The 11,842-nt window shown below is 68.2% G+C and carries 12 protein-coding genes; 5 read left to right on the top strand and 7 right to left on the bottom strand.

Translation table 11 applies throughout. From position 1 onward, the window contains the following. Positions 1-139 precede the first annotated feature (139 nt). Positions 140-508, bottom strand: a complete 369-nt coding sequence (locus AB0M45_RS28985; RefSeq protein ID WP_357734682.1) for an Rv2175c family DNA-binding protein — start codon at positions 506-508, stop codon at positions 140-142. Positions 509-672: 164 nt separating this feature from the next. On the opposite strand from AB0M45_RS28985, the gene pknB reads away from it, so the two are divergent. After that, positions 673-2,646 carry a Stk1 family PASTA domain-containing Ser/Thr kinase gene (gene pknB / locus AB0M45_RS28990; protein ID WP_364335863.1) on the top strand — a complete coding sequence of 658 codons (1,974 nt, stop codon included), beginning with the start codon at positions 673-675 and terminating at the stop codon, positions 2,644-2,646. 35 nt (positions 2,647-2,681) lie between these two features. On the opposite strand, the gene AB0M45_RS28995 is transcribed toward pknB, so the two are convergent. After that, positions 2,682-4,067 (bottom strand): class II 3-deoxy-7-phosphoheptulonate synthase, encoded by a 1,386-nt coding sequence (locus AB0M45_RS28995; RefSeq protein ID WP_364335734.1) that lies wholly within the window; start codon positions 4,065-4,067, stop codon positions 2,682-2,684. Positions 4,068-4,254: 187 nt separating this feature from the next. On the opposite strand from AB0M45_RS28995, the gene AB0M45_RS29000 reads away from it, so the two are divergent. After that, positions 4,255-4,755: a polyadenylate-specific 3'-exoribonuclease AS gene (locus tag AB0M45_RS29000; protein WP_364335865.1), complete on the top strand. Its 501-nt coding sequence runs from the start codon at positions 4,255-4,257 to the stop codon at positions 4,753-4,755. 64 nt (positions 4,756-4,819) lie between these two features. On the opposite strand, the gene AB0M45_RS29005 is transcribed toward AB0M45_RS29000, so the two are convergent. The 4 genes from AB0M45_RS29005 to AB0M45_RS29020 all read right to left on the bottom strand — a co-directional run bounded on the left by AB0M45_RS29005 (position 4,820) and on the right by AB0M45_RS29020 (position 9,192). After that, positions 4,820-6,439, bottom strand: coding sequence for a cytochrome bc complex cytochrome b subunit (locus AB0M45_RS29005; protein ID WP_364335736.1), 1,620 nt, complete (start codon positions 6,437-6,439; stop codon positions 4,820-4,822). Next, positions 6,436-7,611 carry a ubiquinol-cytochrome c reductase iron-sulfur subunit gene (locus AB0M45_RS29010; RefSeq protein ID WP_364335738.1) on the bottom strand — a complete coding sequence of 392 codons (1,176 nt, stop codon included), beginning with the start codon at positions 7,609-7,611 and terminating at the stop codon, positions 6,436-6,438. The genes AB0M45_RS29005 and AB0M45_RS29010 overlap by 4 nt, the downstream gene beginning before the upstream one ends. A 20-nt stretch (positions 7,612-7,631) precedes the next feature. Next, entirely contained in the window at positions 7,632-8,495 is an 864-nt protein-coding gene (locus AB0M45_RS29015) for a cytochrome c (RefSeq protein WP_364335740.1), read from the bottom strand. An 85-nt stretch (positions 8,496-8,580) separates the two neighbouring features. After that, the gene (locus AB0M45_RS29020; protein ID WP_357734699.1) at positions 8,581-9,192 is read right to left on the bottom strand and encodes a heme-copper oxidase subunit III; all 612 of its coding nucleotides are present in this window, start codon (positions 9,190-9,192) and stop codon (positions 8,581-8,583) included. Between the two features lie 201 nt (positions 9,193-9,393). On the opposite strand from AB0M45_RS29020, the gene AB0M45_RS29025 reads away from it, so the two are divergent. The 3 genes from AB0M45_RS29025 (at position 9,394) to AB0M45_RS29035 (ending at position 11,553) form a co-directional block, all read left to right on the top strand. Next, the gene (locus tag AB0M45_RS29025; protein WP_364335743.1) at positions 9,394-9,822 is read left to right on the top strand and encodes a hypothetical protein; all 429 of its coding nucleotides are present in this window, start codon (positions 9,394-9,396) and stop codon (positions 9,820-9,822) included. A 138-nt stretch (positions 9,823-9,960) separates the two neighbouring features. Then, entirely contained in the window at positions 9,961-11,022 is a 1,062-nt protein-coding gene (gene trpD / locus AB0M45_RS29030) for an anthranilate phosphoribosyltransferase (protein ID WP_364335745.1), read from the top strand. Between the two features lie 240 nt (positions 11,023-11,262). Next, the gene (locus tag AB0M45_RS29035; RefSeq protein ID WP_364335747.1) at positions 11,263-11,553 is read left to right on the top strand and encodes a hypothetical protein; all 291 of its coding nucleotides are present in this window, start codon (positions 11,263-11,265) and stop codon (positions 11,551-11,553) included. A gap of 10 nt (positions 11,554-11,563) precedes the next feature. Here AB0M45_RS29035 and AB0M45_RS29040 read toward each other — a convergent pair whose 3' ends face one another. Then, a complete protein-coding gene (locus AB0M45_RS29040; protein ID WP_364335749.1) occupies positions 11,564-11,839 on the bottom strand; it encodes an Lrp/AsnC ligand binding domain-containing protein in 276 nt (91 codons plus the stop codon). Positions 11,840-11,842: the final 3 nt, after the last annotated feature.

Here is an 11,842-nt window from a genome sequence, read left to right on the forward strand (position 1 = left end):
GACCCCGCACCCCACCACAACAACGGCGGGCCGACCCCGCACGCCGTCACCAGCTTGTGGTCACCACTATTTTCGTGTCAGCGAGACCGAGCATTGCCCGTTCGCAGCGCCGCAGGCGCTGCAAAACAAACACAGCACATCAAAACGGATCCGCTGCCGCTCGGCGCAGGACCTCACGGGCGAGCGGGCCGTGCAGGGCGTCGATCGGTTTGCCGGGCAGGCTGTCGTCCTCGGTGAAGATCCATTCCAGGATCTCTTCGTCGGTGTACTTGGCGTCGCGCATCACCGTGATCAGACCGGGCAGTGGCTTCACCACCGCCCCGGTGTCGTCGAAGAAGCGCTCGGGGATGCCCGCCACGCCGTTTCGGCGCACGGCGATCAGTTGGTGATCGCGCAGCATCTGATGCACCCGGGTCACCACCAGCCCGAGTCGGTCGGCCACCTCCGGCAGCGGTACCAGGGTCACCGACTGGGGAAGGACGTCCTCACTACAGGGAAATGCACTCACCCGCACAACGGTAGACCGTCCAGCCTCGCAGGTCGTGAGACACCCGGTGTGGCCGGAGTCGATACCATCGTGAGGGCCGCAAGGAGCGGCTGATCACTTGGCGCAGGTATCGCGCGAGGGGTGAGAGCTTTGTGAAAGCCGGAGGACGTCACTTGATCGGCCAGATGCTGGAAGGGCGCTATCGGATCGATGCGCCGATCGCCCGCGGCGGCATGTCGATGGTCTTCCGGGGGGTCGACACCCGCCTGGACCGGCCGGTCGCCATCAAGGTGATGGATCCGAAGTTCGCTGGTGACCCGCAGTTCCTGTCCCGGTTCGAGTTCGAGGCGCGCGCGGTCGCCAAACTCAAGCATCCGTCGCTGGTCGCGGTGTACGACCAGGGCGTCGACGGCGACCACCCGTTCCTGATCATGGAGCTGGTCGAGGGCGGCACCCTGCGCGAGCTGCTGCGCGAGCGCGGCCCGATGCCGCCGCACGCGGTACGCGCGGTCGCCGAGCCGGTGCTGGCGGCGATCGGCGTCGCGCACGCGGCGGGGCTGGTGCACCGCGACATCAAGCCGGAGAACGTGCTGATCTCCGATGCGGGTGAGGTGAAGATCGCCGATTTCGGCTTGGTCCGCGCGGTCGCCGCGGCGAACACCACCTCGGCGAGCGTCATTCTCGGCACCGCCGCCTACCTCTCGCCTGAGCAGGTCACCAGCGGCACCGCCGACTCGCGCAGCGACGTGTACTCCTTCGGCCTGCTGATCTTCGAAATGCTCACCGGTCGTGTGCCGTTCACCGGCGACACGTCGCTGTCGGTGGCCTACCAGCGCATCGAGAACGACGTGCCGAGCCCGAGTGGTTTCATCTCCGGGGTGCCGCCGGAGTTCGACGAGTTGGTCGCCAAGGCCACCGCGCGGGAGCCCGCGCACCGGTTCGCGGACGCGAACGAGATGGCCGGCGCGCTGCGGCAGATCGCCACGGCGCTGCAACTGCCCGCCTACCGGGTGCCCGCGCCCCAGGAGTCCGCCGAACATCTCAGCGCCAGCTACCGGGCCGTTCAGCCGGAGCACGATGGCCCCCAGGGTCTCGCCGGTGCGTCGGTGCGTGCGCCGCAGCCACCACAACCGGTGCAGCACACCAAGGTGGTGACCGCACAGCGCCCCCGCGTCGACTACGGTCCCCCGGACGGCTACGTCCGGACGGACGGCTACGACCAACCGCCGGTTCGCCAGGCCCACCCCGCGCCGCCGTATTCGCCCTACGCCGACGAACTCAACCGGTCCCGGCGCACCGTGTGGATGTGGGTGGCCATCGTCGCGGTCCTGACCCTGTTGGTCGGCATCGGCGGTTGGTGGCTCGGTTTCGGCCGCTATTCGCCGGTTCCGCCGATCGCGGGGTTGAGCACCGACAAGGCGATCGCCACGCTCCAAGAGGCCGGGTTCGAGACCGAGGTCCGGCAGAAGGCGTCGGACACGATCCCGGTGGGCGGTGTGGTCGGCAGCGACCCGTCGGCCGGGTCCAAGGTCACCAAGGGGTCGACGGTCGCCGTGCTGGTCTCCAACGGCAAACCCAAGGTGCCCGACGTCGAACCCGGTGACCAGGTGTCGAATGTCAACCAGTTGATCCGGGATGGCGGGTTGCAGCCGGTCGACGCCGGGGAGGAATCCAGTACCGCGCCCAAAGGCACCGTCGCCAGAGTGGAACCGAGGCCCGGCACCGTGCTGCCGCTCGGAGCGCAGGTGAAGGTGTTCCGCAGCAAGGGATCTCAACCCGTGCGGGTGCCCGACGTGCGTGGCCGCCCCACCGCGGAGGCGGTGAAGATCCTCACCGCGGCCGGGATCACGGTGCGGGAGAACCGGAGTCGGTTCGATCGCGGTGTCGAGGCCGACCATGCCATCGGCACCGAACCCGGTGCGGGAGCAACCATTCAGTCCGGTGACGGCGTCGTGTTGCTGGTCTCCAACGCGTTGAAGATGCCGAGTCTGCTCGGCGCCACCGTCGGTGACGCCCGGGCGCGGCTGACGAGCCTGGGTTTGCAGGTTCAGGTCAGCCAGCTCACCCGGTCGGATTCGTCGGTGATCATTTCGCAAACACCCGCTATCGGCGCCAACGTCGAGCCCGGTAGCACCGTGTCACTGGTCGCGCTCCCGTGACCTCGGCGCACCGCATGCCGACGGTGCGCCGAAACTCAGCGCAGCATCTCCGCGACCAGGAAGGCCAGCTCCAGCGACTGCTGGGTGTTCAACCGGGGATCGCAGGCGGTCTCATAACGGCCGGACAGATCCAGATCGGAGATGTCCTGGGCGCCGCCGAGGCACTCGGTGACGTCCTCGCCGGTCAGTTCGATGTGGATCCCGCCGGGGTGCGTGCCGAGCGCGTGGTGCACCTCGAAGAAGCCCTGCACCTCGTCGACGATGCGGTCGAAGTGGCGGGTCTTGAACCCGGTGGACGACTCGTGCGTGTTGCCGTGCATCGGGTCGCACTGCCAGATCACCTGGTGGCCGGTGGCCTGCACCTTCTCGATGATGGGCGGCAGCACGTCGCGGACTTTGGCATTGCCCATGCGGGCCACAATGGTCAGCCTGCCCGGTTCATTGTTCGGGTCCAGCCGCTCGACGTATTCCACGGCCTGCTCGGGCGTGGTGGAGGGGCCGATCTTCAGGCCGATCGGGTTGGCGATCAGCTCCGCGAACGCGACATGCGCGCCGTCGAGCTGGCGGGTGCGCTCGCCGATCCAGAGGAAGTGCGCGGACAGGTCGTAGAGCACCGGCTCGCCGATCGCGTTCTCGCTCAGCCGCAGCATGGCGCGCTCGTAGTCCAGCACCAGCGCCTCGTGGCTGGCGTAGATGCGCGCCGATTTCAGGCTGGGATCGTTGACCCGGCACGCCGTCATGAACGCGAGGCCGCGGTCGATCTCCTCGGCCAGCGCCTCGTACCGGGCGCCGGCGGGCGACTTGGCGACGAAGTCGCGGTTCCAGTCGTGCACCTTGTGCAGGTCGGCCATGCCGGCGCCGGTGAGCGCCCGCACGAGGTTCATCGCGGCGCTGGCGTTGGCGTAGGCGCGGACCAGGCGCGACGGGTCGTGCTCGCGCAGCGCCGCGTCGGCGGCCAGCGCGTTCACCATGTCGCCGCGGTAGGACTTGAGGCCGAGCGAATCGAGATCCGAGGAGCGTGGTTTGGCGTATTGCCCCGCGATCCGCGCTACCTTGACCACCGGCAGGCTCGCGCCGTAGGTGAGCACGACCGCCATCTGCAGCAGGGTGCGGATGTTGCCGCGAATGTGCGGCTCGGTGTTGTCGGCGAAGGTTTCCGCGCAGTCGCCGCCCTGCATGAGGAAAGCCTCGCCGCGGGCGACCTCGGCCAGCTGGGACCGGAGCTCCTCCACTTCGGCGGGCACGCAGATCGGCGGCACGCTCTCCAGTACGGTGCGCATCATGGCCGCCTGTTCCGGATCCCAGGACGGTTGCTGCAGCGCGGGGCGCGCGAGCGCGTCGTCCAGCCGTCTGCGCAGCTCGGCGGGCAGCGGCGGCAGTTCCGGCAGGCGATCGATGGGTACGTCGACGGTCCAGTTCACCAGTTCAGAATACGGACCGTTCGCCCTCCACGGATACCCGGTGCTAGTGGTGGAAGCTCGCACCAAGGTGTCGGAAATCTCCCCCGTATGGGGCCTTGCGAGCGACCATCAGCCGTCACCATAGGGTTTGCTGGGAACCCTTCACCTGCCGCAACGGCACCTGGAAGCCGAGGAGAGACCGATCTCGCTGAGATATTTCTACGACTGCGAATTCATCGAGGATGGCGTGACCATCGATTTGGTTTCTATCGGCGTCGTCTGCGAGGACGGCCGGGAGTACTACGCGGTGTCCACCGAATTCGATCCCGACCGTGCCGGACCGTGGGTACGCAAGTTCGTGCTGCCGCAGCTGCCGTCGCCGTCCTCACCGCTGTGGCGCAGCCGCGCGCAGATCCGTGACGAGCTGTACGCCTTTCTGGTGCCCCGGCCGAGCGTGCAGCCGGAGCTGTGGGCCTGGGTCGCCGCCTACGACCATGTGGCGCTGTGCCAGCTCTGGGGCTCCATGGTGGACCTGCCCAACGCGCTACCCCGCTACACGAACGAGCTGCGCCAGCACTGGGAGGCGCACGGCCGTCCCGAACTCCCGCCGATCCCGCCGGACGCCCACGACGCGCTGGCCGACGCCAGGCACAACCTGGCCAAATTCGACGCCATCGAAGCCGCCCGCCGCGCGGCGCCGTACCTGTGACACCCCCGGCGTGACACGCGACGGCCCCGAGTCGATTCGACTCGGGGCCGTCGCGTGCTGGAGGTCAGTGGCTGTGCTTGCCGTTCGACGCCTCCTGAGCCTTCTGCAGCACCTTCAGCTGCTTGTGCTCTTCCTCGTGCTCGATCTCGAAGTGCCGGTCGCTTTCCTCCTGCGGGTCCGGCCGCAGGAAGCTACCGGTGCCCGGCTGACCGGCCGAACCCAGCTGGTTCATCCGCTTCGGGACCGGGGCGCCCTGGTATTCCAGCGGGATCGGGTGACCGTGCTCGTCCACCGGGCCGAGTGGCTGATGCACCTCGATGTACTCACCGTGCGGCAGACGCTTGATCACACCGGTCTCGATGCCGTGCTCGAGCACCGCGCGGTCGCTGCGCTGCAAGCCCAGGCAGAACCGGTAGGTGAGGAAGTACGCGATCGGCGGTGCGACGAGCAGGCCGATGCGGCCGATCCACGTCGTCGCGTTCAGCGAGATGTCGAACTTCAGCGCGATGATGTCGTTGACGCAGGACAGCGTCAGCACCACGTAGAACGCGATCGCCATCGCGCCGATCGCGGTGCGGACCGGCACGTCACGCGGACGCTGCAGCAGGTTGTGGTGCGCGGCCCTGTCGCCGGTCAGCCGTTTCTCGATCCACGGGTAGGCGATGAGCACGGTGAATACGAGGCCCATGATCAGCGCGACCCAGAACACCGCGGGCACGGTGTAGTTGCCGATGTACAGCTCCCACGGTGGCATCAGCCGCGCCATGCCGTCGGTCCACATCATGTAGAAGTCCGGCTGCGAGCCCGCCGACACCTGCGAGGGGTTGTACGGCCCCAGGTTCCAGATCGGGTTGATCTGGAAGACGCCGCCCATGATGCCGACGATGCCCAGGGTGAAGGCGAAGAACGCGCCCTGGTCCGCGGCGAACACCGGCACGATTCGGGCACCGACCACGTTGTTCTCGGTGCGGCCGGGGCCGGGGAACTGAGTGTGCTTCTGGTACCACACCAACGCCACGTGCGCGGCGATCAGCGCCAGGATGATGCCGGGGAACAGCAGCACGTGCGCGATGTACAGGCGCGGGATGATGATGTCGCCGGGGAAGTCGCCGCCGAACATCAACCAGTGCATCCAAGTGCCAATGATCGGGATCGAGATCGTGATGCCGGAGAACGCCGCCCGCAGACCGGTGCCCGAGAGCAGGTCATCCGGCAGTGAGTAGCCGAAGAACCCTTCGAACATCGCCAGGATCAGCAGCAGCGAACCGATCACCCAGTTCGCCTCGCGCGGCTTGCGAAACGCGCCGGTGAAGAAGATCCGGAACAGGTGCACGATGATCGACGCCGCAAAGAGCAACGCCGCCCAGTGGTGCACCTGGCGGACGAACAGGCCGCCGCGCACCTCGAAGGAGATGTTCAGCGCCGTCTCGTACGCCCGCGACATCGTCACACCACGCAACGGCTGGTACGCGCCGTCATAGACGACGTGACTCATCGACGGGTCGAAGAACAGGGTCAGATACACACCCGACAGCAGCAGGATAATGAAGCTGTAGAGCGCGATCTCACCGAGCAGGAACGACCAATGCGTCGGGAAGACCTTGTTGATCGACCGCTTCATGAAGGCGGCGGCCCGGTACCGCTCGTCCGCCTCGCTGGCTTGGGCTGCGACAGAAGGACTCATGAACGGCGCTCCCAGTAGGCCGGGCCGAGCGGCTCGATGAAGTCGCCGTTGGCGACCAGGAAGCCCTCAGCGTTGACGGTGATCGGCAGCTGCGGCAGCGCGCGAGCGGCGGGACCGAAGACCGGCTTGCCCCATTCGGTCGCCGAGAACTGCGACTGGTGGCAGGGGCACAGGATCCGGTTGGTCTGCTGCTCGAACAGCGAGGTCGGGCAGCCGAGGTGGGTGCAGATCTTCGAGTAGGCGAAGTAGTCGCCGTAGTTGAAGCTCTCCTGACCCTTGCGCTTGATCGCCTTCTGCGCGTCTTCGGTGCGCAGGCGGATCAGCATGACGGCGTTGCGGATACCGCGCAGCGAGTCCAGCGTGGCGTGCTCGTCGCCGCGCCACTTCTCCTTCCACGGGAACACCGTCTCCATGGCGCCCGCGTCCAGGTCCTCCGGACGCACCAGCACGACGTCGTCCGGGCGACCGGTGTCGCGGCGGATGTAGATGGTCTCGCCCGGGTAGTCCGGGGTCCAGCCGGAGACCCACAGCGGCGACTTGTCGCCCTTGGCCCACGGGTTCTTGATCATGCCGCCGACGAACACCAGCAGCGCGCCGACACCGAGCACGCCGACACCGGCGCCCGCGGTGCGGGTGATCATCTTGCGGCGGCCGAGGGTGGAGGTATCCAGCGCGTCCTGCAGCTCGGCCACCAGGGTGCGGCGCTCGACTTCCGGCGAGGGGCCGTCGTGCCGCTCCTGGATGGACAGCTCGGCGGGGATGAACAACTTGCGGATCAGCACCACCGCCACGCCGATGACCAGCACCGAGATGCCGAAGGTCAGGCCGATCAGCGGGGTGAACAGGGAGTAGAGCCCGTGGCCCTCTTCCTCCTTAGCCTTGAACTCCCACGGCCAGAACAGGAACACACCGACCAGCGCGGCCGCCGCGATGCCGGACACCGCGAACCAGAAGGTCACCGCGCGCTCGGCCCGCTTCTCCGCGCGGGTGCCCGGGATCGGGAAACGTTCGCGACGGTAGGCGACATCCACGCCATCTCGCTCGGTACCAAGTTTGACCAGTTCATCGCGCGACATCGCGTCGAGTTCCGCCTCGGTCGGCTCCGCCGGGGTGGCGTGCGCCGACTGGTCCTTCGACGGTTGCGCGTCCTGGCCCTCATCCGGCCGGCCCATGTCGTCTCGCTCCTTATCCATCATGACCTCGATCCGATCCACATCGCGGCGCCGACCACGAGCGTGATGCCGACCACCCAGATGGCCAGGCCCTCGGTCGCGGGACCGAACCCACCGAGATCCCAGCCACCCGGGCTGTGCTCCTCGGACGAGTTCTTGACGTAGGCGATGATGTCGCGCTTCTCCTCCGGGCTCAGCTGACGGTCGGAGAACTTCGGCATGTTCTGCGGACCGGTGAGCATCGCGGCGAGGATCTGCTGCTCGTTCGCGGGTTCCAGCGGCGGCGCGAACTTACCGGAGGACAGCGCGCCGCCGCGTCCGGTGAAGTTGTGGCAGGACGCGCAGTTCATCCGGAACAGCTCCGAACCGCGGGCGATGTCCGCACCGCGCAGCGACTCCTGGGCGATCTCGCCGTTGGCGTCGCGGACCACCGTCGGACCTCCGCCGTTGGCGGCCACGTACGCGCTCAGAGCGTCGGTCTGGTGGGCGTCGAACTTCGGGGGCTTGCGCTGCGCCTGGGCCTCGTTGCGGGCCATCGGCATGCGACCGGAGGACACCTGGAAGTAGACGGCGGCCTCGCCGACACCGATCAGGCTGGGACCGCGGTCGGCCACACCCTGCAGGTTCGCGCCGTGGCAGGTGATGCAGGAGGTGTCGTAGAGCTGCTTGCCCTCGCGGATCAGCGCGGACTGGTCCTCGTTCGCGGTCGCGCGCTGGGGGTCCGGCGTCAGGGCCGATGCCAGGAAGCCTGCTCCGACGAGGCCCACCAGCAGCGCAAGCCCGCCCGCGATGCGACGGCGAACGCGGCGCTGCCTGCGCGTCTTGCTGGCCTGGCCGTTCCCGGGGCTCGCGGGCTCTGGCGCTGACGGGGGAGATGAACTCATCTGTGTCCCTTTGGAGTAGACGGAACCGACTTGTGCAAAAGATCTGGGGGCTCGCCGCGCCCGCTCGGCGGCGCGGCGTCCACGCTCAGCGGACGAAGTAGATCGTGGCGAACAACCCGATCCACACGATGTCGACGAAGTGCCAGTAGTAGGAGACGACGATCGCGGCGGTGGCCTGCGCGGGGGTGAACTTGCTCACCTTGGTGCGCGCCAGCAGGAACAGGAACGCGATCAGACCACCGATGACGTGCAGACCGTGGAAGCCGGTGGTGATGTAGAACACCGAGCCGTAGGAGCTGCTCGCGATCGACGTGCCCTCGTTGACGAGGTTGTAGTACTCGTAGCCCTGCCCGCCGACGAAGAACGCGCCCATCAGGAAGGTGATGACGTACCAGCGGCGCAGGCCGAACACGTCGCCCTTCTCCGCGGCGAACACGCCCATCTGGCAGGTGAACGACGACGCGACCAGCACGGCCGTGACCGGCACGGCGAGCTTCAGGTTCAGCTCGGTCGGTTCCGGCGGCCAGTGACCGTGCGCCTGCGCGCGCGCGACGAAGTACATCGCGAACAGGCCGGCGAAGAACATCAGCTCGCTCGACAGCCAGATGATGGTACCGACGCTGACCATGTTGGGCCGGTTCAGCGAATGCACACGCTGGGTAATGGCCGATCCTGGGGTCCCTACTGCGGTCGTCACGGGGGTAAGTATGACTCGTCGTAGTACGACAGGAGTACCCGGGTACGAAACTCGTTCCTTCGCGTCGGAAAAGACAGCGAAGGACAGGCTCTCGACCAGGCGCGGATCCAGGGCGACGCGGTGTGCGCGGCTGCTCGAACCGGTCGCACCGGCGGAGGAAAGCGCTGCCAGCATGACAGGCGAGGGTAAGGAAAAGCTGAGATGGAGGCGAAGGTGGCACCACGGCTGTGGCGACGGCTGTTCCGGCGGGACCAGCGAGCGGAGCTGGACCCGAACCGAGCGGATCTGGTGGTGGTCGCCGCCGGCTTCGACGACGCGGAGGCGTGTTCGACGGCGCTGGCGCGCGCTACCGGACTGACGCCGGACGCGCCCGCGGTGCTGCGCCATCACCTGCGCATCCCGCCCCAGCAGGTCGAGACCGTCTGCGCGATCGCCGCACAGGACGGATACGCGCCCGCGCCGCGGGTCGGCGGCCCGGGCACCGACGCTTTCGAAACGGTGATCCTGCAGCGGGTCCAACTGCTGGACGCGCTGCATTGCGCACAGGAGCGCTCGCGCATGGCCGGACTCGCACAGCGCCACGACGGCAACGCCGACGGCTGGGACGCACTGCAACCACGCTCGGTTTGATTCGCAGCGCCTACGGCGCCGCGCGTTCCGGGCGCGCACGGCGAATGCTCGATCTCGCTGCGCTGGAAACCGGTGGTGGGCCTAGGCTGCTTGCGGACAAACTGGTGCGCGAGACCAGTGTGACGGGAGAAGTGTGGAATGAGCGTGCGCAGCTGGCCCCAGGTGCTCGGGACCCTCGCCGACGGTGGCGACCTGGCGGCGGACGACACGGCGTGGGCGATGAACGAGATCATGTCCGACAACGCGACCCCCGCGCAGATCGCCGCCTTCGGAGTCGCCATGAAGATCAAGGGCCCCACCCCCGCCGAGCTGACCGGTCTGGCCGCGGGCATGCTCGACCACGCCCGGCTGGTGCCGATCGACGGTGACGCGGTCGACATCGTCGGCACCGGCGGCGATCGCTCCGGCTCGGTGAACATCTCCACCATGTCCTCGATCGCGGTGGCCGCCGCGGGCGTACCGGTGGTCAAGCACGGCAACCGGGCCGCGTCATCCAAGAGCGGCGGCGCCGACGTGCTCGAGGCGCTGGGCGTGAAGCTCACGCTCGGTCCCGAGGCGGTGGCGCGCTGTGTGCGGGAGGTCGGCATCGGGTTCTGTTTCGCGGCCGTCTTCCATCCTGCGCTGCGATACGCGGGAGCGGCGCGCCGTCAGATCGGCATTCCCACCGTCTTCAATGTGCTCGGGCCGCTGACGAACCCGGCGCAGCCGCGCGCGGGCCTGGTCGGATGCGCGTTCCCCGATCTGCTCCCGGTGATCGCGGGCGTGTTCGCCGAACGCGGCGCCAGCGCTCTGGTGGTGCGCGGCAACGACGGTCTGGACGAGATCACCACCTCCGACACCACCACCGCGTGGATCGTCTCCGGCGGCCGCACCCGCCAGGCGACCATCGATCCCACTCGGATCGGCATCCCGCGCGTGGAGCTGGACGCGCTGCGCGGCGGCGACGCCGAGGTCAACGCGGGCGTGGCCCGCGACGTGTTCGCCGGCGGCGGCGCGGCGGTGCGCGACGCGGTGCTGCTCAATTCGGCTGCCGCGATCGTCGCCTACGACTGGTCGCGTGGCGTGGGCGATCCCGACGCCGACCTGCACGACGCGCTGGCCGCGGGCATCGACCGCGCCGCCGAGGCGATCGACAGCGGCAAGGCGGCCGCGCTGCTGGAGCGCTGGGCGAAACTGACGCAGACGCTCGGCGACAACTGACTCCCCCGGCACGCTGCTCCCTGCCTGCGGTGGCGAAGGCGCGGCAAGTCACCGAGGAGGCGGTCCGCCGAGCCGGTCGGCCGTGGCAACCCGTTCCGCCGCGCCGGCGTCGAACACGCCGTCTCGAGCGACTGCCCTGGTCGGAGTGGATGGGCCGGATAGGGTCACACCCGCAATCCGGCGCATAGCTCAGCTCGTCGGGCGCCGCGCCGGTCGATCCGACCGACGAGGAGCACAGACATGCGATACACGGTTTCGGCGTTGATCGGTGTGCTCGCGGCGACGGGCATCGTCGCTGCCGCGCCCGTCGCCGCGGCGTCCGCGGGAGTTCTGATCATCGACGACACGACCTATCGGGAACCGAGCGGCTGCCTGCACGTCGGCGACGGGTCGGACGTGGAGGTGCGTAACTACACAGACGGCGTCGTACGGATCTACGATTCGCCCGAATGCTCCGGCGACGTGGTCGACATGCTCGGGCCCGGCGAGCGCAACGTGTTCCCGGCCTACAGCGTCGAGATCGAAGACTGAGCAGGCCGGGCTACTCCCCCAGCGAGAAACCCGCCTCCACCTCGGCGCGCGAGTACGACTTGAACGCGATGTGCGTCATCGTGCGCAGGACACCGGGCGTCTTATCGATCCGGCCGGTCACCACGTCGGCGATCTGCTCGTGATCGCGCACCCGCACGATCGCGATCAAGTCCACGTCGCCCGCGCAGGAGTACACCTCGGCGACGCCTTCGGTGTCCGCGACCGCCTGCGCGGTCTCGGGGATGCGGCCGTTATCGGCGTGAATCAGGACGATCGCGGTAATCATGGT

Origin of the sequence: Nocardia sp. NPDC051787, assembly GCF_040681325.1 — a bacterium.
Lineage (GTDB): Bacteria > Actinomycetota > Actinomycetes > Mycobacteriales > Mycobacteriaceae > Nocardia.

What these genes read in the sequence shown, in the direction of transcription:
- AB0M45_RS29015 (WP_364335740.1), bottom strand. Translation starts at nt 8,495, where the DNA reads ATGAGTTCATCTCCCCCGTCAGCGCCAGAGCCCGCGAGCCCCGGGAAC.
- AB0M45_RS29005 (WP_364335736.1), bottom strand. Translation starts at nt 6,439, where the DNA reads ATGAGTCCTTCTGTCGCAGCCCAAGCCAGCGAGGCGGACGAGCGGTAC.
- AB0M45_RS29035 (WP_364335747.1), top strand. Translation starts at nt 11,263, where the DNA reads ATGCGATACACGGTTTCGGCGTTGATCGGTGTGCTCGCGGCGACGGGC.
- pknB (WP_364335863.1), top strand. Translation starts at nt 673, where the DNA reads ATGCTGGAAGGGCGCTATCGGATCGATGCGCCGATCGCCCGCGGCGGC.
- trpD (WP_364335745.1), top strand. Translation starts at nt 9,961, where the DNA reads ATGAGCGTGCGCAGCTGGCCCCAGGTGCTCGGGACCCTCGCCGACGGT.
- AB0M45_RS29040 (WP_364335749.1), bottom strand. Translation starts at nt 11,839, where the DNA reads ATGATTACCGCGATCGTCCTGATTCACGCCGATAACGGCCGCATCCCC.
- AB0M45_RS29010 (WP_364335738.1), bottom strand. Translation starts at nt 7,611, where the DNA reads ATGGGCCGGCCGGATGAGGGCCAGGACGCGCAACCGTCGAAGGACCAG.
- AB0M45_RS29025 (WP_364335743.1), top strand. Translation starts at nt 9,394, where the DNA reads ATGGAGGCGAAGGTGGCACCACGGCTGTGGCGACGGCTGTTCCGGCGG.